Raw genomic sequence first — 23,650 nt, forward strand, 5'->3', positions numbered from 1 at the left:
GGAGGACGTCCGTCACTTGATAATCGCGTTGTCTGAATGAATCGAAATCACACCCGGCGCTTGTGATGGCTGCATCTTGTCGTCGGGCCTGTGCGATTTCAGGAAAGCTCCGAAGTCGCGGTGCAAGGTCTCCGCGTCGGAGCCTTGATGATCTACCACGAAATCCGCGAAATTCTGCTGTAGATATAGCGCTTTCAGAACCGAGGGCAGATCGCCGTACTTGCCCGGCGGCATGGGTGATTGGCCCCTGCGCAGCACATAGAGGTAAAGGCCAACCACAACCAGCGCCGTCACCAGCAGCCCCCACAGGAAGGTCTCATGCGCTTGCCATGGCAAGAGCCACCCAAGGACGACCGGTTCTTCCAACCCTAGAATGACGCCGAACAAACCGAGCAGCATGATCATGGCAGGGACCGCCGCGGCGATGCCCATCGCTTTGACGGGGAGCGGCTCGGTCAACGGGGCTTCTGACCAGTAGTCGTTGAATGGCATTGTCGTTTCGATCTGGCACTTGGTCAGATACGCGGCGAAGTCGTCTGCATTTGCGACATCGTCGAAGCCCACGCAGTTGCCATAGACCGCGCGTAACTCGGCCTCCATCGTCGACCACAGGTTGCGGGCATACGCATCGCGCGCCTTGGTTTGCCCATCGCCATCGAGTGTCTTCGGAAGCGCGTCACCTTCTTCGATCACGGCATCTACATCGGCCGCGAACAGCAGGTAGCCGCAGTTCAGCCGGTCCACAGGTCCGGGGTTGATCGGATCCAGGCCCCGCACCGACATAGCGATCGCGTTCTTCGGATTGCGACCATTATAGATGGCGTCCTCCAGCACCATGAACCGGCAAAGATGGGTTCGACGATTGCGGGCAAAAGGGCTGTTTTCGCCGATCTTTTGCGTGGCAGGCGATTGTAGTGCGGTTGGAAGCAGTGCGAGCGTCATGCGCAGGCGCTGTTCATAGGACATCTGTGTCCCGTCCGCACCGGTGGTTGAACCCGTCTTGATTGGTGTAAGAAACGTCAGGAAAAGATGACCGCCGTCGAAGTCAGGCATGATCGTCCCCCTGATCGGCCAGCTTGAAGCCTTGCAGATGCACATAGGGCAGGCGATTCATATCCGCGCGTTCGGTGTCTAGGCTGGCAACAGGGCCAAATCCCGGATCGCCGAGACAATTCTGAACGGCAAGAAATTCCTGCTTGTAGGTCTTGGCAAATTCTTCCGCCGATTGTGTCTCATGGGCGTTCTGCAGGCGTGTGATGGCGTCATACACCTTCATCGCGCATTTGATGTCACGCTGCGCGGAGCCCGGCGTCGCGTTGTAGTAATAGTCGGTATAGACCTGATTATATGTGATGTAGTTCTTGAACGGCGTGATCGGGATGGATTGGGGGTACTTCGTTGCCGAATACCAAAACAGGTTCAGCCCGTTTGGAATCCCGTCAGAAAACGCGTCGATATACTGATCCCAGGTACCGTTGAAGTTCGAGCAGAACAGCATGTAATCATTTTGCAGCACTTGCTTGCCTTGCCCAAGGTCGGGCCATTGGTCGCGCTTGATGATCACCCATCTGGCGAAGTGGATCAGCGACAACCCAAGAAGCCCGCTGAGCACCGACGGTATGCCGCGCGCGACCATGAATATCAGGCGATTGATCCAGGTTCGGTAAGGCTGGCTGGGCGTGACAACATTCATCGCGTAAGCCTTGCCGGCAATGTTCGACATGCGCGCTCCAATCGCCTCAAGAAAAATGACTTTAGGTAAAGTATAGAGCGTAGATGCCCGCTGTCGAAGGATTTTCACCATTATTGCAGCGAAGGGCAGGAAATCCTGACCGCAGATAACCGCTGTCGCCTAACCATTTCTCAACGCTTGCGGTTTTAGACCTGATGCAGCGGCAAGAACTGCGCGAGTCGGACATGATTGACGAAGGTCTTACGGTGCCCCGGTTGCTGATCGGATTAGGGGTTTGGTTAATGCTGGCGACGGCGTCGGTGGCAAACACATGCGATATGGCGGCGAGGGAGGCTGCGTCGAGAACCCGTGTCCCCCTAGATGTCTTGCGTGCGATCACCCGAACTGAAACGGCTCGCAATGGCAAGCCTTGGCCGTGGACTATCAACATCGCTGGTCGAGGCATATGGCTGGATGATCGCTCTGCTCTGCTGTCCATCGCGCGCGATACGCTTGGTGCAGGCGAGCACAGCTTCGACCTGGGGTGCTTTCAGGTCAATTATCGTTGGCACGGTGCGCAGTTCGCATCGCTGGAGCAGATGGTGGACCCGGTGCAGAACGCGCTGTACGCGGCAAGGTTTCTGGAACGCTTACATGATGAAACCGGGGATTGGACCCTCGCCGCGGGACGTTACCATTCACGGACGGAGCAACATGCCGCGCGTTACCGGACCCTTTACAGCCAGCATGTATCGCAGTTGGATGAACCGGCCGGACGTCTCAATTCCTTCGCATTGCTGCAAGGCGGGGCGGTGCGCATGGGGTCGCTGGTGCCGGTGGATCGCACTGATGCACGGCGACTGATCCCCGATGGTCGCGGCGTAAGCCTGTTCGGGCAGGGGTCGTAACCATGCCGAACGCCAAGACGCTGTTTCAACCGACGATACTTTTGGCGCTCGCGCTGATGGCGATCATTGTCATGATGATCCTGCCGATGCCCGCATGGGTGCTTGACGTGGGGCTCGCGGCCTCTTTCGCACTGGCCATTCTGATCTTCACGGTGACACTGTTTATCGAGCGGCCACTGGATTTTTCTGCCTTTCCGACGATCCTTCTGGCGTCGCTGATGTTGCGCCTGTCCCTGAACGTGTCGTCCACGAAACTGATCATCGGCGAAGGTCATACGGGAACACGAGCTGCGGGTGACGTAATCAACGGCTTTGCGATGTTTGTCATGGGCGGCAGCATTTTTCTCGGGCTCGTCGTGTTCGGGGTGCTGCTGATCGTGAACTTCATGGTTATCACCAAAGGTGCAGCACGTATGGCGGAGGTCGGCGCGCGCTTTGCGTTGGACGGTATGCCGGGCAAACAGCTGGCCATCGATAGCGACGTATCTGCCGGTGCAATCAGCCATGAAGAAGCCAAGCGCCGCCGGGAAACGGAGCAGGCAGAAACGACATTCTTCGGCTCGCTCGATGGTGTTTCCAAGTTCGTGAAGGGGGACGCTATCGCGGGCCTGCTGATCACGTTGCTGAACTTCGTGATGGGCCTTGGGATGGGGATCGCCATCCATGGGATGCCCGCCGGAACAGCGATGGAAACCTACGCGATTTTGACTGTTGGCGACGGGCTGGTGACGCAAATACCGGCGGTGATTATATCCATCGCATCTGCCTTGCTATTGGCGCGGGGCGGGGCGACGGGCACCACTGATCTGGCCGTTATCGGACAGTTGGGGCGGCATCCGGGGGCCTTGGCGACGGTTGCTGCGCTGATGATCCTGTTTGCGCTGGTGCCAGGGTTGCCGTTCTTGCCGTTCCTTCTGGGCGGGCTGGGGCTGGGAACGGCCGCCTTTGCCGTTCATCGACAGGCACAAGCCAAAGTCAAGCAAGCGGCGCAGGTCAAGGCGTCAGACCAGAGCCGACCGGCCGAGAAGTCGATCGGCGACATGCTGGAGTTGGACGACGTCCATGTCGAATTTGCGCCTGATCTGGTGTCGATGGTTCTGGACCCGGGAACCGGGTTGGATGCGCGGATTGTCAGTTTACGGACCCATGTGGCCGAAAGCTATGGGCTAATCCTGCCGGAGATCCGACTGACCGATTCCGCCGTTCTTGGGTCAGGTCAATATGCGATCCGCATACATGGGGTTGAACGTGTGCGCGATCGCATCCGAACCGACCAAGTGCTTGCCCTGTTACCTGATGGAACCAAGACAGCGATCGAGGGGGAAGCAGTACGCGAGCCGGTTTATGGCGCACCGGCCAAATGGGTTTCACCGGACCTTCAGGACGACATCGCGTTGGATGGTGCGACGGTGGTGATGCCGTCAGAAGTGCTCGCAACGCATCTTTTGGAGGTCATAAAATCGAACATGGCGCAGCTAATGACGCTAAAAAGCCTGCGCAAGTTGTTGGACGCGATGACTGGGTTGTCGGACGCAGACCGTGCCGCAGCGAACCGGCGGCTACTGGACGAACTGGTGCCCGACAAAGTTCCGCTGGAGGTTCTGCTCGCGGTTCTGCGGCTGTTATTGGAAGAGCGTGTCTCCATCCGCAACCTGCCCCTGATCCTGGAGGCGATTGCGGAAGTCCGAACCATGCACAGCGCGCCGGAGGCGGTATGCGAACATGTACGCCAGCGGTTAGGTTATCAAATAGTCGCCGACCAGAAGCGGCCGGATGGAACCATTCCGCTGCTGCAACTCGCGGTGGAATGGGAGGGGCGCTTCGAGGCCTATCAGATCCAGAACGACAAGGGTTTGCCGGATGTTGCTTTGCCGCCAGAAGAATTCAATAAGCTGGCGTCGGGGATTTCGGAAAAGATCGGCAAGCTGAGCGGTTCCGATGGCCTTCCAGCGCTCGTGACGTCCACGCGGCGACGGCGCTACCTGAAGACCGTGGTGGCGGCGAAGGGCTTAGCGGTCCCCGTGTTGTCGTTTGAGGAACTCGGCTTTGACGCGCGACCTGCCATTGTCGGTGTGGTGCCCGCGTGAATGAGGCCGGCGCACAGCTTTTTGCGCTGGCCAGTCAATGGATCTGGGTGGCTTGGGTCGTGTTCTTGCGCGTCGGTGCCGCGATCGCGTTGATACCTGTATTCGGCGAACGGTTGGTGCCATTGCGTATCAAGCTGGGGCTGGCTGCTGCGTTCACGTGCATCGTAGCACCGGCGGTGGCGAGTGACATCGGCGCCATTCCGTCCGGTCTGTCAGCCGTGGTTTGGCTGTCGGGGGCGGAGGCCTTGAATGGCCTGGTCTTCGGCTTTTCCCTGCGCGTCTTCATCTGGCTGCTTCAGATAGCGGGTAGCGTTATCGCGCAGTCCGCATCTCTGTCGCAACTGTTGGGCGGGGCTGGTGTCGATCCTCAGCCTGCTATTTCGCAGCTACTGCTTTTCGCGGGGTTGGCCTTGGCCGCGATGGCCGATCTGCATGTCCAGATCGCCGCCGCGATCATCCGGTCTTACCACGTTCTGCCGCCGGGAATTATCCCGATCGCCGGTGATCTGTCGCAATGGAGCGTTGGGCGCGTGGCCTCTGTCTTCTCGCTAGCCTTCAGCTATTCGTCGCCGTTCATCATCGCATCCCTGATCTACAACGTCGCGCTCGGCGTCATCAACCGCGCGATGCCGCAACTGATGGTGGCCTTTGTGGGCGCACCTGCGATCACCTTCGGTGGGCTCGTATTGCTGTTGGTGCTGACGCCGCTTCTTCTGCCGCTGTGGCTAAGAACGTTCATGGCGCATATGTCCGCGCCGATCGGAGTGTTGCCGTGAGCAGCGCGGATAATGACGCTGAGAAACCCCATGATCCGACGCAAAAGCGGCTCGACGACGCCCGCCGTAAAGGGGAGATCCCGCGTTCAACCGATCTGACCACGGCTGCAAGCTACGCGGGGATACTGTTGAGCATGCTTATGCTGGGCGGGCAGTCCGTGCGGGCGATGGGTGATTTGATGGCGGGGATGATCGCGCGTGCCGACAGCGCGTCGGAGCAGTTGCTCCGACTGGATGGTCAAGGTCTGGCCGGCGGTCTGATCCTTAAGGTTGCCCTGGCAGCGGCGCCGTTCTTTGTCGCGCCGGCCATGCTTGTTCTTGTAGCGCTGATCGTGCAGCAAGGCTTCACATTCTCGACTGAGAAGCTGCAACCCAAGCTAAGCCGTATATCTCCGCTGTCGAACCTCAAGAACAAGTTCGGACGTGGCGGGCTTTTCGAATTCGCCAAGAGCTTCACCAAGCTGTCGATTTATTCCGCTGTTTTGGCGTGGTTCTTGCATCGCTACCTTCCGGAGCTTTCCGTAGCGGTTCAACTGGATGCCGGACCGACGGTTTCGTTGCTCGGTCGGACGGTGACGTCATTTCTGAGCGTGGTGCTGGTGATTGCCGTTGGGCTTGGCGTGATCGATGTGCTGTGGCAGCGGGCCGAACACATTCGACGAAACCGCATGTCGCGCAAGGAAATCATGGACGAGCACAAGCAAAGCGAAGGTGACCCGACAATGAAGCAACAGCGCCGTCAGCGTGCCTATGATATTGCGACCAATCGCATGATGCAGGACGTCCCTGACGCCGACGTGATCATCGTAAACCCGACGCATTACGCCGTAGCGCTTAAATGGTCACGTGCAGGCGGGTCCGCGCCCGTTTGCGTGGCCAAGGGGTTGGATGAGGTGGCCGCGCGTATCCGTGAAACAGGTTTGGCCGCCAATGTCCCCATTCACAGAGACGCACCGACCGCGCGTGCGCTTCACGCGACGGTCGAGATTGGTGACGAGATCGCCGTGGAACACTATGCGGCAGTAGCTGCGGCGATCCGGTTTGCGGACCAGATGCGTGCGCGCAAACGTGCGGGTGTGTAGAGATGCAGCGTGCGGCGAGACAACTGCTTCAGGCCGCAGAGCTAAAGCGCGACGATGCGCTTGCGCGGTTGTCCGAATTGCGGAACCAGATTGCCGGGACCCGGTCGCGCATTTCTGAACTGCGCGAGGGTTCTTCCTCGCATTCGTTCGCACTTGAATATGCTCGGGCGGGCTTTGACGACCGGCACGCACTTTGGCGCGATCAGGAGGTAAAACGTCTGAATCTCGAGCTCGCGCAACTTCGCGCGGGGGAGGATGGGCTAAAAAAACAGGCGGGCCGTTCGCTGGGTCGCCTGCAGGTTCTTCAGCGCATTCTGGCTGAGAGAGGCTAGACTTTCTGCTTCACCAGATCCGCAATCAGCACATCGCGCACCATTGGTCCTGCGGTTTTTGCAGCGGCCTCGCGCAGCGCCGAACGAAGGCTGTCCAATTCGATCATCTCAATGAAATTGCCATCGAAGCCACCGGCGTTTGAATGCTCGAACAGTGCGCGCAGGAAGGCGTCCCTGATCTTGGGTTCGCGTTTGAACAGTTCTTCCTTGTGGCCCTGCCCGACCTCCAGGTTCAGTGACAACATGACCATCGCGTCGACGCCGTCCCCGGTGAACACCGGAACGACGAACTGGTTGCTCATCGTGACGAACTCGCTGGGGCCGTCGGCGTGCTTTTTGGGCTCCGTTAGCGTGTACGTCGGGGTGTTGGGCGGTATGCATTCGGTGGTGTGCTCCATCTCCTCGACCGTGTCGGACTTCAGGTGAAGCCCCGCGCCGACCCCGGCACCGATGCCGACGAGCGCAAGAATGGCAGGTAGCAGTTTAGCCATGCGTGTCTCCTAGAATGGCAGGATGATGTCTGCGATCTGCTGGCCGTAGCGTGGCTGCTGCACATCGCTGATCTGCCCACGCCCGCCGTAGGAAATCCGCGCCGCCGCGATCTTGTCATAGGTGATTTCGTTGTTACGCGACACATCTGCGGGACGGACATAACCTTCCACAAGCAATTCGCGGATCTCGAAGTTCACGCGGACCTCCTGTGACCCTTGTATCCGCATGATGCCATTGGGAAGTACATCGGTAACCGTCGCGGCGATGCTCAGCGTCAGCTTTTCGTTCCGGCGCACCGATCCGTCCCCGCCCGAGTCGCTGCTGGATGCGACCGACACGGCGTCGGCGGAAGTCGCCCCGTCCGGCAAGCGCGTGTCCAGTCGCTGCGGCAGTCCGAACAGTTGCGGAATCTGAAGCGATTCATCGGCTGAACGTGACCGCGATGTCGAGTTGGAAATCTCTGCTCTCTCGTCAATTTCAATAACGACGGTCAGGATATCTCCGCGTTCCGCCGCACGCTGGTCACTAAGCAGGGAACTGTTTGTGCCGCTCCAAAGGGACGCCTGATCGACAACGCGCTGCTTCTCCAGCGACGGGGGCAGGCCTGGCACAGCCATTGCGAGGTGGTCGCGTCCGATGTCAGTTGGAGCGAAATCCGGGCGTCGACCCACGTGATCGATCCGGCCACATGCGGCGACGGAGGCGGCAATCAATCCAAGCGTTAGCAAGTTGCGCATGATCTGTCCTTTCTACCTGTTGAGTGGGCCGACGGTGACGCTGCCATCGACCATGACTGTGCCGGTTACGGTGACGCGCGATTCCAGGTTCATGACCCGAATCCGTTCGCCCGCCGCAGCGCGCGCCAGGGATCGCCCTTCGGAAAGGATCGACAGCCCGGCGTTATGGTAGTTCAGCGCGACAATCTGGTTGCGTTCGATCACTGCGGGTGGCCCGATATCACCACTGCGGATCGGACGGTCGGGATACAGGTTGACCCGCGCTTCCATGCCAACGACCTGCGACGGATTCGATAACGTGCCGGGCGTCGTGTCGGGCAGAAGCTTCAGATCCTGTGGCGCGATTATGGTCTGCGCACGGATCACGGCTCTGGCGGCGACTGTTTCTGCTTGGGCGGGGAGGCCGATCGAGACGCAAACAAGAGCGATGGTCAGGGCAATGCGCATTGGATCAGCGGACCTGAGAAGTGGCCGCCATCATTTGGTCGGCGGCGGTGATGACCTTGGCGTTAAGCTCATAGCCACGCTGCGCTTCGATCAGTTCGGTTACTTCGCGCACCGCGTCGACGGAACTGTCTTCCAGATAGCCTTGTTTCAGACGACCCAGTCCGTCTGTGCCCGGATCGCCGATCACCGCAGGGCCGGATGCTTCCGTTTCGCGGAATAGGTTGCTGCCAATGGCTTCCAATCCACGTTCGTTCGTGAAGGCTGCCAAGGTGAATTGACCCAAGACTTCGGGCTCCACGCGGTCGTTGAAATAGGCGTAGACTTCGCCGTCGGCGTTGATGGAGATGCTTGATGCATCCTCGGGGATCACGATTTCCGGTGCAACTGCAAAGCCATCGGCGGTAACAATCAGGCCCTCGCCGTTGCGTTTCAGCGACCCGTCGCGGGTATAGCTCGCGGGTCCGTCGGGCATGGTGATTTCAAGGTATCCGCGGCCTTCGATGGCAACATCCAGATCGCTATTCGTCTGGGTGAGCGATCCTTGCGACAGTTGTACGGAAACCGACGTTGGCCGCACGCCCAGCCCAAGCTGCACACCCGTCGGCAGAACCGTCCCGTCCGATGCGTTGATCGTTCCCGGCTTGGCGAGTTGCTGGTAATGCAGGTCCGAAAACTCGGCGCGGCGGGCATTGTAGGCCGTCGTACTCATATTTGCGAGGTTGTTGGAAATGACCTCGACCCGCGTTTGTTGAGCGGTCATGCCGGTGGCGGCGATTTTCAGGGCACGCATTGGATTTCCTTTGCTTAGCGACCGAGTATGTCGATGGCGGACAGGATTCGGTCATGTTCATTGGAGATGAATTTGGCGCTTTGCTCGTAGGCGCGCTGGACCTCGATCATGCGGGCGACTTCTGTGACCGGATCTACGTTTGAGCTTTCGATGAAACCCTGGACGACGCGCGCGCCCTCCAGCGGTTGAACAACACCATCAACGCTGAAACGTACCCCCGCTGAACGACGCATTTCGTTGACGTCACCGGGCATGTAGATACCGATCTGTGTTATGGCGCGGCCATCAGCGCTGAGTGTGCCATCTGCGGCGACTCCGACCGACATCGCGTCTGGCGGAACGAAGACAGGTGCGCCGCCGATGTCGAGCAACCTTGCGCCGTCGCTCGCGATCAGTTCACCATCGGCGTTCGGCGTGAAATGACCCGCCCGTGTCAACTCGGGGCCATTGGGTGCTTCGACCATGAAATAGCCGTCGCCCTCGATCGCCAAGTCGAACGTGCCATTGGTTCGAGTCAATTGTCCCTGTGCGCGGTCGATCATCCGCCCTTCGGCATGTGCCATGGACAGCGATAAATCGGAATCGTCCATCCTTTGCACGTATTCCGAAAATACGAGGCCTTCTTTTTGGAAGCCATCGGTCGAGGCGTTGGCGATGTTGTTGGCAATGACCTGCATTTCACGACGCAGCCCGGCCTGACGGGTCAGCGTCGCATAGATCGCGTTGTCCATGTCAAACTCCGGCAATGAGGGGTAGCAATGTGGTCTGAAAAAAATTCCCGAGTGTCTGGGTCATGAAGCCCATGGTTGCCCAGAAAACGACTATGATCGCGGCCAGCTTCGGCACGAAGGTCAGGGTCATTTCCTGAATGGAGGTCAGCGCCTGAAACAGTCCAACGACCAAGCCAACAAGCAGTGCAACGGCTAGGATGGGAGTGGACATGACAACAGCCACCCACAACCCCTGCCGCAAAATGTCGAAGAAGACCGCATCCGTCATGGGTCAGACCGGCATGCGCAGGATTTCCTGATAGGCTTCGACAACCTTGTCGCGGACAGACACGGCGGTCTCGACAGCGAGCTGCGACTGGGCCAGTGCCTCGACCAACGCATGGGGGTCGGCGTCGCCCACCAGCGCCGATTGCGCCGTCTGTTCTGCGGCATTCAACGTCGTGGCGAAGTCCTGCGCCACCTTACCCGCAAGTTGACCCGCTCCTTTTGGGTCCGCTTCGGTGACGGGGCGGGCGCTGGCATACGACTTCGCAGCGAAAATGGATGTGATGCTCATCTCGGGTTCTCCGTTACTTGCGCAGCAGTTCGAGCAGCGAACTCGACATCTGCCGCGCTTGGTCAAACATTTTCAGATTGGCTTCATAGCTGCGTTGCGCTTCGCGCGAATCCGCAGATTCGATGACCGTCTCTACGTTGGATCCCTTGTAGAAGCCTTGTTCATCAGCCAGCGGGTGAGACGGGTCGTGGATGGTTTTCAGTTCCGACCGATCGAGTTGGACCGGACCTGTTCTAACCTTCCCGCTACCGCCGTATTCAGTTTCAAAGGAAACCGTTTTTCTGCGATAGCCGGGGGTGTCGGCATTGGCGATGTTCTCTGCAACATGGCGCAGGCGGGTAGACTGAGCGCGCATTCCGCTCGCCGCGATAGCCATACTTGTCTGTAGATCCGACATCAGCGCCGTCCGATGCTGGCGCGCAACATATCAAGGCCGCTGCGATACACCGAAAGCGCGAGTTGGTGTGACTGCCGTGCTTCGCTGGCTTTGATCATTTCATTTTCAAGCGAAACCTGATTGCCGTTTGGTGCGGCGTCTAGAGCGGAAGGAACAAGTATCTGACCGTCGGCCATGCCTTTTCCGGCACCGATATGTCCGTCCCGCGTCGATTTAAGGCGACCGCGATCTGACTCCGCCAGCTGAGAAAACGGTCGCAGATCCTTGCTGACATATCCATTGGTGTCGGCGTTCGCGATGTTGCGCGTAATGGCTGATTGTCTTGCTGACGCATGTGACGCCAGACCGGACGCCAACCTAAAGATTTCCAAACCTTGGTGCATCGGGGTTTCTCCCTCGAAAGATCTCAATCTCGGCTTAACGATGATTCGTTTAGAAACCGTTTGCGATGAAACGGAGAGCGAAATGCCGGAACCTAGTTTGGACAACCTACGGGCGCAGATTTCACGCGGCAGAGCGTGGCGGGAGTTCGGTCGAATCACGGCACTTACGCAGAACAACGCGACTGTTGCGGGTTTGGGCCACGTCGCTGCGATCGGGGATCAGGTCGAGATATGCGGAAGATCAGGGGTACATATCCGTGGCGAAGTGTTGCGACTGGACAAAGGTGTGGCGGACGTGCTTCCAACGGAATCGCTGGACAGCGTTTCGGTGGGCGATCGCGTGCATTTGCTGGGTCCAATCGAAATCGCGCCCGATGACAGCTGGCTTGGGCGACTTATTGATGCAGATGGCTTGCCGCTTGATGGGTGTCCGTTGCTGGCCGGAACGCAGCCGCGATCCCTTGCTGGCTCCCCGCCTAAAGCTTCGATCCGTAAGGCTTTGGGCGAGCGTCTGGAATGCGGGCTTGCCGCGTTCAACACGGCCCTTCCGATCGTGCGGGGTCAGCGTATCGGGTTGTTCGCGGGTTCGGGTGTCGGAAAATCCACCCTCGTTGGGCAACTGGCGCGCAGCATCGAGGCGGACGTGGTCGTAATAGCTTTGATCGGTGAGAGGGGCCGCGAAGTCAGGCATTTCATCGAAGAGGTAATGGGTAAGGACGGCATGTCGCGCGCGGTCGTTGTTGCCGCGACATCAGATCAGTCACCGGTTCTGCGACGGCGATGCGCCTGGACTGCGATGACGGTTGCCGAGCATTTTCGAGCGATGGGCAAACATGTTTTGCTATTTGCGGACTCAGTCACGCGCTTCGCCGAGGCGCATCGAGAGGTCAGCCTGACACTTGGCGAGTCATCTTCCTATGGCGGCTATCCGCCGTCAGTTGCGCGCAACATCATGGCGTTGGCAGAGCGGGCCGGGCCGGGCGAGATGGGTGGTGCAGGGGATATCACCGCAATCTTCAGCGTGCTGGTCGCCGGTTCCGATATGGAAGGTTTGATCGCTGATACTCTGCGCGGTGTGCTGGATGGCCATGTCGTTCTGGATCGTACGATAGCCGAACGCGGGCGCTTTCCTGCGATAGATCTGCTTGCTTCCGTGTCGCGCAGCTTGCCTGGTGCAGCGAGTGCGACAGAGAACGCGCTTCTGAAGCATCTGCGACGTTTGCTGTCTGTCCACAGTCAAACCGAGTTGATGATCAGGTCCGGGCTTTATGAAAAAGGTTCCGACCCGGAGGTAGATTCAGCCGTAGAGTTATGGCCGCAATTGGATGAGTTTCTGGGGGCTCAATCACCTGAAAGCATTGCAGAGAGCTTTGACCGCTTGGCGAACATTCTGACAGCCGAAGGTTAAAGTCAGCCAGAATAGAGCGTCGAAAGAATACTGGCGGCGGAGGCTCTACTGCCCAGTATAGACCTCACAGGGTCAGCGTTGCCAGCCGGTGAGGTCATGTCGGTATTCACCAGAAACAAATTCCGTAATCTATCAAGGACCTCGGGAGCGGCAATCTTGTGAACCTCGGATACCCCCAGATAGGCTCGCGCCTTGTCTCGAAAGGCGTCCAACTGTTGATCTATGTCAATGGCGGCAAAGCTGTCAGGCAGTCGAAAGGCGGTCTGAAAGACTTTCCTTAACGGTGCTGTGCCCATAACCGCGTACCAGGCGGAGTTCTCGGTGGTGGCGCTTTCCATGACATTGGTCAGTTCTCGTTCGAGCGCCAGCGCAAGGCGCATGCTTTCATCGCGCTCACCCACAGCAACCTCGAACGTCTGGTCTGCATAGCTCGACAGAACATGGTTCGCGAAGCCGGGTTCCAAGGTCCCCGGACCCAAAGGGTTGTCGAAATCGAATGCCTTTACCATGGCGCGGTAGCGTTTGTCCGACAAGCGGTTGGCAAGTGCATCGGAAGCGCTGGCGCCTTCTTCGAGGACCTTCTGAATAAAATACTTGTTCGGAAGGTCGTCCTGCAATCCGAACGCGCCAAGTGCGACCTTCAACAATCTGCTGTCGGCGACCAGTTCTTCGGCGGTGGTAATTGTGCTGATCTTCTCGCGAAAGTACTCCGTATCGCGTTTCATCACAGCCGTAGACGCATGCGCGTCCTGCTGCACCCCCAGCGTGCGGCTGAGAAAAGCCCAGCCTGTCAGACCGGACATGGGAATGACGGGTGTATAAGTCACCGGAGTGCCCCATTAATCAGCCTTTGCTCGCGCGGCAAAAGAGACCTTAAGTGTTTCAGGGCGCGGTAAAATTCGCCTTCACCGAGGGCTAAGGTCGCCGCATCCAATGTTTGGTGACTTTCCAGGTCACCAAAGGCGCGGCTTAGCTGTTCGATGCCACGCAACATTTGCGGCTCCGCTTCTGAAGGGGCGGCGTCACCTGACAGGACCAGTTGTGCAATATAGCATATCCGGCGGACGGGGGTGTTAACCTCTTCGGGATGGATTGCGTCACGAAGACGCAGGATCTTCGCGTTTGGCGTGACGATGTTGAGGCGGCTTCGACGGTCGCCGTTCTCGATCACCGCGCCGTTGATGAGAACCCTCTCTCTGGGGCCGAGTTTCAGGACCAGACCGCTCATGCAGCCTCTCCTTTGCCGCGCAGACCGCGCATGATGGCAGTGTTTATTTCGACAAGGACCGAAGCGTCGGACTTGCGTGATAGGACTTTGCTGGTGTGTTGGTTCGTGAACTCGTAAAGGTAGTAAATCTGTGCTTTCAGTTCCTGAGGCAAGGGATTTGTCGGTTCGGCAACGTCGGCAGCAAAACGAAACCACAGCTTGCGGTTTTGATCCAAAGCCTCTGCCAGTTCTGGGAAGCCGGATTCATCTGTGTCAGTCGCCCTCAGTCGTCGAGTGATGCGCGCCAAGGCGTCGTACTCAACGGCTTTGTCGTTTCGATTTGGCATAGAAGCGGGAGAATAGGCCGTTCGGGCTCGGTCGAATGCGCTCACTGAAATCTCTCCACCGAAAATGGGTTACAACCTTTTGGCTGTGATTGGGGGCGCATGATGCGCCCCCGATTCGGGTTTAGCGGAATAGCGACAGGATGGTCTGCGGTGCCTGGTTCGCGATCGACAGCGATTGAACGCCAAGCTGTTGTTGTACCTGCAACGCCTGAAGCCGTGCCGACGCTTCTTCCATATCCGCATCAACCATCGCGCCGATACCGGCCTTGAGCGAGTCAGACAATTTCGAAATGAAGTTGTTCTGAATCTCGATCCGGTTTTGGGTGGAGCCGAACGATGTCGCCGCATCGATGGATGCCTGGATCATGCCCTCGATGTCTGCCAGTGCCTGTTCGGCACCCTCCTGAGTCGTGACATCCATATCGGACAGGTCAGCCAGGGAGCCACGGTTGCGTTCTACATCCACTCCGATGTCGGCCGCTGCTATCCCGTTATTCGCGATCTCGATATCCGCGCCGGTCAATGCGACGTTATAGTCCGTCAGACCAGTACCGCTGAGAGCATCGTTCAACCCGGCCGTGACTTCCGCCGCAGTATCACCTGCGGCGACCGTGTAGGTCACCTCGTTGTCATCGATTGTCAGACGAAGCACATCACCAGCCGCCAGATTGGTACCGGTTACGGCGTTCGGGTCACTGGTGAAGCCGGCCTCGGTTGCGCCGGCCGTGCCGTCTTCGTTCATGAAGCCGACAGTGAAGGTCGCGGTAGACCCGGCGGCAGCAACAGTGCCGCTGGCGATTGCTGCGAAACCCACGCCTTCATTCGTCGTAAGGTTCTGGGCGTCTACGCCAATTTCGTTGACGTTGACCTGGCCCGATGAATTTCGATCAAGAGACGATAGAAAATCGAGACCGCGCGCGCCGTTGACGTTGGTCGTTTCGGTTGAACCGTTGACGAAGTTGACACCGTTGTACTGAGCGCCTTCCACGACGGTAGCGATCTGCTCGCGCAGCCGCGTGATGTCGGTCTGTAGCTCGTCGCGGCCGGCAATGTCAGACTGAGCCGCAATGATCTTGTCTTTGATTCCGGCCAGAAGATCCTGAACGCTTTCCGATGCTGTACTGGCAACTGCAACTGCGGATTCGGCCAGTGACAGGTTGTCGGAAATGGTACTAAGCCCGCTGACATCGGCCTCCATCACCTTGGAAATGGCCCAGATCGAGGCGTTGTCCTTGGCGGTGGCGACTGTTTTGCCCGTGGCGATTTCGTTCTGAGTCGTTTCAAGCCCAGAGTTGATACCTTTCAGTGTCTGAAGGGCAACCATGGCGCTTGTGTTGGTCAGAATGCTGGACATTAGAATATTCCCTAGTCTGTGGGTGATTTTCACCCCGTTGCAATGCTGCTCTATTGAGCAGAATCAATTGCCCTTCTGACATTACTGGCCGTCGTGTATCGCGACGCCGCGCCGGCCTTTCATCAGCCGCAGAACCAGACTAGGGGTGAACTTGCTAAGGAAACCCTAAGCTGAAAGATTTAAGCGTTTGTATTTTATATAAAATCTAAGCGCGTTTTTCGATCGATTGGGGTGTCTGGTGGGTGGTGCGCTGTCCGTTGCCGGTGTAGGTGGTCGTGGCGGCGCGGTTTTGCAGCAGATCGGAAAGCCGTTGTTTCGCTGTCCCTATTCCTTCACTGCAGGCCTGCATCAGAGCTTGATTGCGCTTTAGCTTGCGCGCGAGCGCCGATAGCTCAGACTGATCAAGCGATACCCGTTTGATCCGGTCTATCAACGCGACCTTCTGTTCTGCGATCTGTTGCAGACCGTTCAGATCACTCGTGATCAGCTTTTGGCGTTCCTTATCCAAGAGGGCTTCCAACTTGTCATGGGCGTTCATCGGTCACCTCCTTCAACGATTCGAAGATGTGTTGTGCCAGCCCGAGACCACCGGCTTCGGTCATGGCTCCGGAATGAGCGTCCCGCAGGAGCGAGGCGAACTGTTCCTCTCCTGCTCCACCGCCGAAGCTTTCCGACATTTCACCAAAACCTGCTGATTTAAGCATCTGAGACAGAAAAGTCGCCTCCAGATCCACTGCTGTGTCGCGGAGTCTATCATGCCTGAACGATAACGGAGTCTGTATGCTGTTGATATCCATTGTCATGCCGATTCCTGCAATTCTACTTAGTTTTCAGAACTTGCGTGGTGCTTGGTAAAGATCCGGTAATCTTGATGCGCCAATGTGACCGAAAGGTTCACAGCGCCGGGGGCGAGATGCAGGTCGAATTTCCTATTGACATGGGCGCGAAACCAAAAGTGCGGGGTATATCCGGCCCGACGTCAAGTGCTGCACGGGAGCAGTTGTTCGATCGACTCACCCAGGTTCGGGTGTTTTTAGGCTGTGATGCCCTAAGTCCTGATCGGGCGGGAAGAAGAGAAGAGACCTTTGAAGAGGAAACTGTGCCTTGGGCCGGTCTGCATCTCAGCGAGACGTTTACACGTCCCGACTGTGCGGTCGCAGCGGGCGTGCCTGGGGCGCTGCCGTCGGCTCAGGCCGAGCCTGTCGGGACTGAGCCATCTGTAGTTCGCGACCCACTGATGCTTGGTGAGATCCCGAACCAGTATCCGGTCAATGGAGTCTCCGACCCCCCCGGCGAGCAATCGGGGGCGCGTTCGGAGGGAGATTCTGATCGGGTGAGCGCGGCTGTTGTCGTGGAGTCAGATGGCCTGTCGCAACCCTGGATTCCAATGCTATCGGAGCTTGAACCCGATAAAGTACAGGCTGGTGCTGAGTTAACGAAGAAGTCAGAGAAATCAGTCGTGGTTACTGCGCCGCAGACGCCTTCTGCGGAGCGGCAGGTCGCGACAGAGGATCACCCGGACTTTGCCGTGCGAAAGACCCCTCGACCTGACAAAATCGAACCGTTGGCTCCGTCTTTGGATAACGGCGACTCGGACTCAATGTTGGTCGCAATGCGAAAGGCAGACAGGGACTCACCCGTGCCTCTGGCTGGACAGCCGATAGCCACAGCTTCTGGTGTTCCGACGACATCCCCAACGCAGACGAATGGCGCTGCAAGCCAGTCGGCGAACGCCCCTGCGATCCCGGTCGAAACATCAGAGCAATCGCTCACAAAACGTGACACGGTCGTGCCGATCAGCGAGCCTCATAGAGATTACTCGCTGACGCAGCCGCGATTGAGAGAGGATGCGGTCAGGTCGATGCAGATACACCCGGAGATGGTTCTATCGGAGCGCGATGACGTCCCATCAGACGCGCGCGCAGATGAACTCGCGTCGATCGCGGAGGTGCGCAGTGGGAAAGAAGCATCCCCAGCTGATGCGCCGCGTACCTTGCATATGAATCGGGCCGAGATCGTTCGACAGGTCGCACAGGGTCTGGTGGAAGTGATCCAAAGAGGCGCTGATGATGCAATCGAAGTCAGTCTCAACCCTGAAGAGCTCGGCCGCGTGCGAATAAGCTTGACGCAGGGCGATTCAGGGCTGCTGGTTGCGTTGAGCGCAGATCGCGGTGAAACGCTGGATCTGTTGCGACGATATATCACTGACCTGCAAAGCGATCTCTGCCGACTTGGCTATGGACAAGCGAGCTTCGATTTCTCTGAAAGTGGGCGGGACCATCCGGCAGATGAATCTTCAACATCGCAAAACGGTGGCGATGCCGCTTCGGTGTCCGAGTCGACTTCTGTAGAGGCGGAACAGCTTCCTGTGGCCAGCGGGCTGGATCTCAGACTGTAGGATACTCAAATGGAAATCAGCACAAATCCCACCTCACCCATCATGGCCAACAGCGTAACAGCCAGGACGTCCGACGGCAAAATTAGTTCCGATTTCGAGACATTCCTGGTGATGCTGACGGCCCAGATGGAAAATCAGGACCCGCTGAATCCGGTCGATTCGTCCGACTACGCGGTCCAGTTGGCGACATTCTCAAGTGTTGAGCAGCAGGTAATGACCAATGACCTTCTAAAGGAAATGATTGGCGCATCTGGCAGCGATAATCTGGCGCAAATGTCTGACTGGGTCGGTATGGATGCGCGCTTGAGCGGTTTAGCGGAGTTTGCGGGCGGTCCAGTGGAATTGTATTTCGATGTGCCGACTGCGGCGACCAAAAGCGAAATTGTCCTGACTGACAAGGATGGCAATGATGTTAGGAAGATCGATGTGACAGGGCGTAAGTCGCCGCTAACGTGGGACGGCTTGACGAATACCGGGGCGCTTGCCGACACCGGCGCATACACTGCGATGCTGGTCCGCTATGGTGCGGACGGCAACGTGACGGGGGCAATCAATGTGGATAGCTACGCGACCGTTTCAGAAGTTCGCAACTCCGGCGGCGCGACCGAAATCATGACGCAAACAGGGGCGGTGATCAGTACCGAATCTATCGTCGCGCTTCGGGGCTGACGCTAAAACGACTGGATGACCAGAACCGCTATCGTCGCACAACCGGCGCCGAGGCCTGCCCAAAGCGCGGGTGAGTTACCCCTTTTCGGTTTTGGTTCTGGCGTCGGGTTGTTCTGTCGGATCAGGGCATCTTCGGCCAGTTGCGGCAGGCGTGGACCGAAGCGGGCCAGTACCCGGATCGTTCTTGCAAAGTCACGCGCCAGCGCCCGCGGGCCGATATTGTCCTTGATGTAGCCTTCGACCACAGGTTCTGCGACGTTCCAGATATTGATCTGCGGATCAAGCGAGCGGGCAACGCCCTCGACCACGACCATCGTGCGTTGCAGAAGGATAAGTTCGGTGCGCGTCTGCATGCCGAACTGTTCTGTGACTTCGAACAGGTAAGCGAGTACACGGGCCATTGAGATGCGCGTGGCGTCCATCCCGAAAATCGGCTCACCCACGGCGCGAAGGGCGCGTGCGAACTGGTCGATGTCGCGGTCAGCGGGGACATATCCGGCCTCGAAATGGACCTCGGCGACGCGTTGGTAATCGCGACTTATGAAACCATACAGGATTTCGGCGTAGACCCGGCGCGTGTATTCGTCGATCCGGCCCATGATTCCGAAATCCAGCGCAATCAGGTCACCATTTGGTGCGACCTTGAGGTTGCCTTGATGCATGTCGGCATGGAAATACCCGTCGCGCAAGGCATGGCTCAGGAATACCTGAAGCACTCGTTCGCCAAGCGCCCTGCGATCATGACCGACCGCATCCAGAGCCGCGAGATCACTGATGGCGATGCCTTCGGCCCAATCCAATGTCATCACACGGCGGCCGGACAAATCCCAGCGCACAGAGGGCACTCGGAAGCCCGCATCCTTTTCGGTACTTTGGGCGAATTCGGCTGCGGCTGATGATTCCAGACGCAAGTCCAGTTCGCCCATCACCACGCCTTCAAAGTGACGAATGACGTCGGTGGGGCGCAGGCGGCGGGAAAAGGGAAGCAGAAATTCGATCATACGGGCCGCAAAGTAGAATGCGTCCACATCGCGTCTGAATGCCCGCTCAATCCCCGGACGCAACACCTTTACGGCAACTTCGTGCCCGGTATCCCGCAGGGTGGCGCGATGAACCTGGGCGATGGAGGCGGCAGCAACGGCATCGCTAAACGTGCTGAAGGTTTGATCTGTGGTCGCGCCGGTCTCACGCTCGAATGATGCTTTTGCCGCATCGGTGGAGAAGGGTGGCAGCTTATCCTGAAGAACTTGGAGCTGCGTCGCCAGATCGGGACCGACGACGTCGGGCCGCGTCGAAAGGATTTGACCGAACTTGATGTAGGCTGGGCCGAGGGCCGTCAGCGCACGTGTCACCGGCGGCATGGATGGATCGCCCTTGTAGCCCAGCCACCGGAACGGCCAGCCAATTACATGGGCTGCCGCCCGCAGCGGCGCAGGTGCTTGCAGAGCTTCCAATACGACACGCATCGCGCCTGTGCGCTCGAACGTCGCGCCGGTGCGGATCAGGCGCCAGATATTGTGAGGCCCACGCATTTAGATCTTCCAGCCCGAATGCAGCGCAGCGATTCCCATCGACAGGTTCCGGTATTTGACCTGTTCAAAGCCCGCTGTGCGGAGCATCCCAGCGAAGGTGTCTTGATCGGGGAAACGGCGGATCGACTCGACTAGATACTGATAGCTTTCCCTGTCTTGGGCGATCATCTGGCCCATCGCCGGAATTAGGTTGAAGGAATAGCGATCATAGGCCCATTGCATTCCTGCATTTGGAAGTTGACTGAACTCCAGAACCATCATCCGTCCGCCGGGGCGCAGCACGCGGTAGGCCTCCGACAGTGCGTCTTCGATTCGCGTGACATTCCTGATGCCGAAAGAAATCGTGTAGATATCGAAGCTGTTGTCCTGAAATGGCAGGGCCATGGCATCGCCAACCACCCAATCGAGCCGATCCGCGAGTGCCGCCGCCTCTGCCCGCTGTCGGCCCTCGACCAGCATCGACTCGGTCATGTCGCAGACCGTCACACTGCTGTTCGGTGCGCGGTTCAGAAACCGGAACGCGATATCGCCGGTGCCACCCGCCATATCCAGCAAATGCTGGCCGTTGCGGGGAGCCAACCAATCCATCATCGCATTTTTCCAGATGCGGTGGATGCCCATCGACATGACATCGTTCATCACGTCATAGCGTGAAGCGACATTTGTGAACACGCCGTGCACCAGCCCGGCCTTGTCGTTTTCTTCCACTTCGCGGAAACCGAAATGGGTTGTGCGTCTGACGTTTTCGGTCATGGGCCTTGCCGTTTTAATTCTGCACCCTTCATATGGGGCGTCGCGCAGACTGACAACGCCCTGCGCAAACACGCCCTTATGTCGGAGTTGAAGTTGCCTGAACTGCCCGAGGTCGAAACCGTCCGCCGTGGTCTTGCCCCGCATTTGGAAGGTAAACGTATCACGCGCGCCGATTTCAGGCGGCCCGATTTGCGCTGGCCGTTTCCAACGGACATCGTCGCCCGGTTGGAGGGGCAGACGATTGTGCGGTTGGGCCGGCGCTCCAAGTATTTGCTGGCGGATTTATCCTCGGGTGAAACACTGCTTGTGCATCTGGGTATGTCAGGGCGGTTGCTTCTGTCCGGGGCAGGGCGTGACGCGCCAGTGCAGTTCGCCGATTTCGCCCTCGAACACCCGGCCTTCGAAAAGCACGACCATGTCGTACTGGATTTTGAAGGCGGTGCGCGGCTGACCTTCAATGATCCGCGGCGGTTCGGGGCGATGGACATGATCGGGCGGGGGCAATCGGGTGGTCACCCATTGCTCGCTGCCTTGGGGCCGGAGCCGCTGGGGAATGATTTCCACGCGCCCTATCTCATCGGGCGTTTAAGGGGTCGCAAGACCTCGGCCAAAGCTGCCCTGCTTGATCAGAGAATCATTGCGGGACTCGGAAATATTTACGTGTGCGAGGCGCTGTTTCGTGCGGGGATTGCGCCGACACGTCAAGCGGGCCGGATTGGCAAAGCGCGCATCGAGGCGCTGGTGCCGATTGTCCGCGAAGTGTTGACCGAAGCGATTGCATCAGGAGGCTCGTCGTTGCGCGACTTCCGTCAAGCCGATGGAAATATTGGATATTTCCAGCATCGCTTTAACGTCTACGGTCGCGAAGGTGAGCCCTGTGTCAAACCGGATTGCGCGGGGCAGGTGCGTCGTGTGGCGCAATCGGGGCGGTCCACATTCTATTGCCCCGTCTGCCAGAGATAACTTGATTGTGTGTGTGGGGCTGGTAAGCCTGAGGACTGTCGCAACAGCACCGCAGGACATCTATGGCTTATGAGACGCTGACCGTCGAAACCGAAGACCACATCGCAATCATCAAGCTGAATCGTCCCGACGCAATGAACGCGCTGAACAAGGCGCTGCTGAAGGAATTGTCCGATGCGCTGCGTGAGTTGGACCGCTCTGATCGTGTGCGCTGTATCATCCTGACGGGGTCCGAAAAGGCCTTCGCGGCTGGTGCGGACATTGCGGAAATGGTTGATATGTCCTTTGTGGATATGTTTACCACCGACAAGTTCGGGCGCGAGTGTGACCAGATTATTGACACCCGCAAGCCGATCATCGCAGCCGTTTCTGGCTATGCTTTGGGCGGTGGGTGTGAGTTGGCGATGATGTGCGATTTTATTCTCGCCGCCGATACGGCCAAGTTCGGCCAGCCAGAGGTCAATCTGGGCATCATGCCCGGGATGGGTGGCACACAGCGCCTGACCCATGCCGTCGGCAAAGCGAAGGCGATGGAAATGGCGCTGACCGGTCGGTTCATGGATGCGGAAGAAGCAGAACGGGCAGGGCTGGTCAGTCGAGTCGTTCCGGCCAAGAAACTGATGGAAGAGGCGCGGGCCGCGGCGGAGAAGATCGCCGAGAAGTCGATTCTGTCCACGATGGCGATCAAGGAATCGGTCAACCGCAGTTTTGAATCTCCGCTCTCGGAAGGCTTGTTGTTCGAGCGCCGCATGTTCCACGGCCTGTTTTCTACCAATGATCAGGCAGAGGGTATGAAGGCGTTTCTGGAAAAGCGCGAACCGCAGTTCCGCGGAAAGTGACGGGCGGTTTTCTCACGGTTTGTGTTGACTTGCCCGTGAGTCGGGTCTATTAGCCCGGCTTCAACGGATTTCACCCATAATTTGGGAAGCTCAGACATGGCAAATACGCCTCAATCAAAAAAGCGCGCTCGCCAGGCCGAGCGCCGTACTGAAGTTAACAAAGCGCGTCGTTCGCGTATCCGCACCTTCCTGCGCAAGGTTGAGGAAGCTATTGCTTCCGGCGACAAGGATGCCGCCAGCGCCGCTCTGCGCAGCGCTCAGCCGGAGCTGATGCGCGGTGTGACGAAGGGCATCGTTCATAAGAACACCGCAGCGCGCAAAATGTCGCGCCTGTCGGCACGCGTCAAAGCGATCGCCTAAGAGAATCCGATCGCTAGCAGGAAGTGGGGCACGATTCATCGTGCCCTTTTTTCTTGCGTATGTGCATGTGGCTGTATTGCCGCAACCATGAGTTGTGCAGGCTGTCTAACATACTGAAAATACGTGCATCAGATACAAGCCGCTCGCAGTAGAAGATTCGGGTGGCTGTAAATAATCTGTCAACGGTGAAGTTCTGTTGCGCGTTGCGGACACCGATTGCTATCTTCACTAGGCGATTCACTTCGTCTTGGGGGACATGAGACGAACGCGCCAAGTGTGTGACACTCCGGAGAGCTTTTCGGGATGTTAGGTGGTATGGCGCAGATGTTCGTCTCTTTTGCAGGTGGCCGGAGGGGGAACCGGCGTCTGTTGGGTATCGCTACTGGATCGGCAGATTCAGAGCGATGCGTGTCCTTAACTCCGCATACCG

The 23,650-nt window shown here is 58.2% G+C and carries 30 protein-coding genes; 11 read left to right on the forward strand and 19 right to left on the reverse strand.

The window, feature by feature from the left end; translation table 11 throughout:
• Positions 1 to 12: 12 nt before the first annotated feature.
• The gene (locus FPZ52_RS11270; protein WP_146365560.1) at positions 13 to 1,053 is read right to left on the reverse strand and encodes a hypothetical protein; all 1,041 of its coding nucleotides are present in this window, start codon (positions 1,051 to 1,053) and stop codon (positions 13 to 15) included.
• Positions 1,046 to 1,723, reverse strand: coding sequence for a hypothetical protein (locus tag FPZ52_RS11275; RefSeq protein ID WP_146365562.1), 678 nt, complete (start codon positions 1,721 to 1,723; stop codon positions 1,046 to 1,048). Before FPZ52_RS11275 ends, FPZ52_RS11270 begins: the two co-directional genes overlap by 8 nt.
• A gap of 194 nt (positions 1,724 to 1,917) precedes the next feature.
• On the opposite strand from FPZ52_RS11275, the gene FPZ52_RS11280 reads away from it, so the two are divergent.
• From FPZ52_RS11280 to FPZ52_RS11300, 5 genes are read left to right on the forward strand one after another with little or no spacing between them, the layout of a single operon-like run.
• Positions 1,918 to 2,580 carry a lytic transglycosylase domain-containing protein gene (locus FPZ52_RS11280; protein WP_168201317.1) on the forward strand — a complete coding sequence of 221 codons (663 nt, stop codon included), beginning with the start codon at positions 1,918 to 1,920 and terminating at the stop codon, positions 2,578 to 2,580.
• Positions 2,581 to 2,582: 2 nt separating this feature from the next.
• Positions 2,583 to 4,667: a flagellar biosynthesis protein FlhA gene (gene flhA, locus FPZ52_RS11285; RefSeq protein WP_146365564.1), complete on the forward strand. Its 2,085-nt coding sequence runs from the start codon at positions 2,583 to 2,585 to the stop codon at positions 4,665 to 4,667.
• Positions 4,664 to 5,443, forward strand: a complete 780-nt coding sequence (locus tag FPZ52_RS11290; RefSeq protein WP_205758593.1) for a flagellar biosynthetic protein FliR — start codon at positions 4,664 to 4,666, stop codon at positions 5,441 to 5,443. The genes flhA and FPZ52_RS11290 overlap by 4 nt, the downstream gene beginning before the upstream one ends.
• Positions 5,440 to 6,525, forward strand: coding sequence for a flagellar type III secretion system protein FlhB (flhB, locus tag FPZ52_RS11295; RefSeq protein WP_146365566.1), 1,086 nt, complete (start codon positions 5,440 to 5,442; stop codon positions 6,523 to 6,525). The genes FPZ52_RS11290 and flhB overlap by 4 nt, the downstream gene beginning before the upstream one ends.
• A gap of 2 nt (positions 6,526 to 6,527) precedes the next feature.
• Positions 6,528 to 6,857 carry a hypothetical protein gene (locus FPZ52_RS11300; protein WP_146365568.1) on the forward strand — a complete coding sequence of 110 codons (330 nt, stop codon included), beginning with the start codon at positions 6,528 to 6,530 and terminating at the stop codon, positions 6,855 to 6,857.
• Here FPZ52_RS11300 and FPZ52_RS11305 read toward each other — a convergent pair.
• The 9 genes from FPZ52_RS11305 to FPZ52_RS11345 are packed head-to-tail and all read right to left on the reverse strand — an operon-like array spanning position 6,854 to position 11,495.
• Positions 6,854 to 7,348 (reverse strand): flagellar basal body-associated FliL family protein, encoded by a 495-nt coding sequence (locus tag FPZ52_RS11305; protein WP_146365570.1) that lies wholly within the window; start codon positions 7,346 to 7,348, stop codon positions 6,854 to 6,856. The two genes, FPZ52_RS11300 and FPZ52_RS11305, sit on opposite strands and share 4 nt — an antisense overlap.
• A gap of 9 nt (positions 7,349 to 7,357) precedes the next feature.
• Positions 7,358 to 8,086 (reverse strand): flagellar basal body L-ring protein FlgH, encoded by a 729-nt coding sequence (flgH, locus tag FPZ52_RS11310; RefSeq protein ID WP_146365571.1) that lies wholly within the window; start codon positions 8,084 to 8,086, stop codon positions 7,358 to 7,360.
• A 12-nt stretch (positions 8,087 to 8,098) separates the two neighbouring features.
• Complete coding sequence (flgA, locus tag FPZ52_RS11315) at positions 8,099 to 8,533, reverse strand: flagellar basal body P-ring formation chaperone FlgA (protein ID WP_146365572.1); 435 nt, start codon at positions 8,531 to 8,533, stop codon at positions 8,099 to 8,101.
• 4 nt (positions 8,534 to 8,537) lie between these two features.
• A complete protein-coding gene (gene flgG / locus FPZ52_RS11320) occupies positions 8,538 to 9,323 on the reverse strand; it encodes a flagellar basal-body rod protein FlgG (protein ID WP_146365573.1) in 786 nt (261 codons plus the stop codon).
• 14 nt (positions 9,324 to 9,337) lie between these two features.
• On the reverse strand, positions 9,338 to 10,054 hold the full coding sequence (locus FPZ52_RS11325; RefSeq protein ID WP_146365574.1) for a flagellar hook-basal body complex protein: 717 nt from the start codon (positions 10,052 to 10,054) through the stop codon (positions 9,338 to 9,340).
• A gap of 1 nt (position 10,055) precedes the next feature.
• Complete coding sequence (locus FPZ52_RS11330; protein ID WP_146365575.1) at positions 10,056 to 10,322, reverse strand: flagellar biosynthetic protein FliQ; 267 nt, start codon at positions 10,320 to 10,322, stop codon at positions 10,056 to 10,058.
• A 3-nt stretch (positions 10,323 to 10,325) separates the two neighbouring features.
• Positions 10,326 to 10,610, reverse strand: a complete 285-nt coding sequence (fliE, locus tag FPZ52_RS11335) for a flagellar hook-basal body complex protein FliE (RefSeq protein ID WP_146365576.1) — start codon at positions 10,608 to 10,610, stop codon at positions 10,326 to 10,328.
• Positions 10,611 to 10,623: 13 nt separating this feature from the next.
• Positions 10,624 to 11,007: a flagellar basal body rod protein FlgC gene (gene flgC / locus FPZ52_RS11340; RefSeq protein WP_146365577.1), complete on the reverse strand. Its 384-nt coding sequence runs from the start codon at positions 11,005 to 11,007 to the stop codon at positions 10,624 to 10,626.
• Positions 11,007 to 11,495: a FlgB family protein gene (locus tag FPZ52_RS11345; RefSeq protein WP_146365578.1), complete on the reverse strand. Its 489-nt coding sequence runs from the start codon at positions 11,493 to 11,495 to the stop codon at positions 11,007 to 11,009. Before FPZ52_RS11345 ends, flgC begins: the two co-directional genes overlap by 1 nt.
• Here FPZ52_RS11345 and FPZ52_RS11350 point away from each other — a divergent pair.
• Positions 11,473 to 12,798, forward strand: coding sequence for a FliI/YscN family ATPase (locus FPZ52_RS11350; RefSeq protein ID WP_146365579.1), 1,326 nt, complete (start codon positions 11,473 to 11,475; stop codon positions 12,796 to 12,798). The genes FPZ52_RS11345 and FPZ52_RS11350 overlap by 23 nt on opposite strands.
• 2 nt (positions 12,799 to 12,800) lie before the next feature.
• Here FPZ52_RS11350 and FPZ52_RS11355 read toward each other — a convergent pair whose 3' ends face one another.
• The 6 genes from FPZ52_RS11355 to FPZ52_RS11380 all read right to left on the reverse strand — a co-directional run bounded on the left by FPZ52_RS11355 (position 12,801) and on the right by FPZ52_RS11380 (position 16,509).
• Positions 12,801 to 13,625, reverse strand: a complete 825-nt coding sequence (locus FPZ52_RS11355) for a DUF1217 domain-containing protein (RefSeq protein ID WP_146365580.1) — start codon at positions 13,623 to 13,625, stop codon at positions 12,801 to 12,803.
• Complete coding sequence (gene flbT / locus FPZ52_RS11360) at positions 13,622 to 14,026, reverse strand: flagellar biosynthesis repressor FlbT (RefSeq protein WP_146365581.1); 405 nt, start codon at positions 14,024 to 14,026, stop codon at positions 13,622 to 13,624. The genes FPZ52_RS11355 and flbT overlap by 4 nt, the downstream gene beginning before the upstream one ends.
• Positions 14,023 to 14,397, reverse strand: coding sequence for a flagellar biosynthesis regulator FlaF (gene flaF, locus FPZ52_RS11365; RefSeq protein WP_146365582.1), 375 nt, complete (start codon positions 14,395 to 14,397; stop codon positions 14,023 to 14,025). Before flaF ends, flbT begins: the two co-directional genes overlap by 4 nt.
• Before the next feature lie 76 nt (positions 14,398 to 14,473).
• Positions 14,474 to 15,706, reverse strand: coding sequence for a flagellin (locus FPZ52_RS11370; protein ID WP_146365583.1), 1,233 nt, complete (start codon positions 15,704 to 15,706; stop codon positions 14,474 to 14,476).
• Between the two features lie 205 nt (positions 15,707 to 15,911).
• Complete coding sequence (locus FPZ52_RS11375; protein ID WP_146365584.1) at positions 15,912 to 16,244, reverse strand: hypothetical protein; 333 nt, start codon at positions 16,242 to 16,244, stop codon at positions 15,912 to 15,914.
• Positions 16,231 to 16,509, reverse strand: coding sequence for a rod-binding protein (locus FPZ52_RS11380; RefSeq protein WP_338052788.1), 279 nt, complete (start codon positions 16,507 to 16,509; stop codon positions 16,231 to 16,233). The genes FPZ52_RS11375 and FPZ52_RS11380 overlap by 14 nt, the downstream gene beginning before the upstream one ends.
• A gap of 296 nt (positions 16,510 to 16,805) precedes the next feature.
• On the opposite strand from FPZ52_RS11380, the gene FPZ52_RS11385 reads away from it, so the two are divergent.
• Positions 16,806 to 18,104: a flagellar hook-length control protein FliK gene (locus FPZ52_RS11385; RefSeq protein WP_168201318.1), complete on the forward strand. Its 1,299-nt coding sequence runs from the start codon at positions 16,806 to 16,808 to the stop codon at positions 18,102 to 18,104.
• A 9-nt stretch (positions 18,105 to 18,113) separates the two neighbouring features.
• A complete protein-coding gene (locus FPZ52_RS11390; RefSeq protein WP_146365586.1) occupies positions 18,114 to 18,773 on the forward strand; it encodes a flagellar hook capping FlgD N-terminal domain-containing protein in 660 nt (219 codons plus the stop codon).
• 2 nt (positions 18,774 to 18,775) lie between these two features.
• On the opposite strand, the gene ubiB is transcribed toward FPZ52_RS11390, so the two are convergent.
• Together ubiB and ubiE are read right to left on the reverse strand one after the other, a co-directional pair.
• A complete protein-coding gene (gene ubiB, locus FPZ52_RS11395; protein ID WP_146365587.1) occupies positions 18,776 to 20,305 on the reverse strand; it encodes a 2-polyprenylphenol 6-hydroxylase in 1,530 nt (509 codons plus the stop codon).
• Positions 20,306 to 21,058 carry a bifunctional demethylmenaquinone methyltransferase/2-methoxy-6-polyprenyl-1,4-benzoquinol methylase UbiE gene (gene ubiE, locus FPZ52_RS11400; protein WP_146365588.1) on the reverse strand — a complete coding sequence of 251 codons (753 nt, stop codon included), beginning with the start codon at positions 21,056 to 21,058 and terminating at the stop codon, positions 20,306 to 20,308.
• 93 nt (positions 21,059 to 21,151) lie between these two features.
• Here ubiE and mutM point away from each other — a divergent pair, with 93 nt between their 5' ends.
• From mutM to rpsT, 3 genes are all read left to right on the forward strand, one after another.
• Positions 21,152 to 22,021, forward strand: coding sequence for a bifunctional DNA-formamidopyrimidine glycosylase/DNA-(apurinic or apyrimidinic site) lyase (gene mutM / locus FPZ52_RS11405; RefSeq protein WP_146365589.1), 870 nt, complete (start codon positions 21,152 to 21,154; stop codon positions 22,019 to 22,021).
• A gap of 62 nt (positions 22,022 to 22,083) precedes the next feature.
• A complete protein-coding gene (locus tag FPZ52_RS11410) occupies positions 22,084 to 22,860 on the forward strand; it encodes an enoyl-CoA hydratase (RefSeq protein WP_146365590.1) in 777 nt (258 codons plus the stop codon).
• A 96-nt stretch (positions 22,861 to 22,956) separates the two neighbouring features.
• On the forward strand, positions 22,957 to 23,220 hold the full coding sequence (gene rpsT, locus FPZ52_RS11415; RefSeq protein ID WP_146365591.1) for a 30S ribosomal protein S20: 264 nt from the start codon (positions 22,957 to 22,959) through the stop codon (positions 23,218 to 23,220).
• Positions 23,221 to 23,650: the final 430 nt, after the last annotated feature.

Origin of the sequence: Qingshengfaniella alkalisoli (assembly GCF_007855645.1) — a bacterium.
In the GTDB taxonomy this organism is placed as follows: domain Bacteria; phylum Pseudomonadota; class Alphaproteobacteria; order Rhodobacterales; family Rhodobacteraceae; genus Qingshengfaniella; species Qingshengfaniella alkalisoli.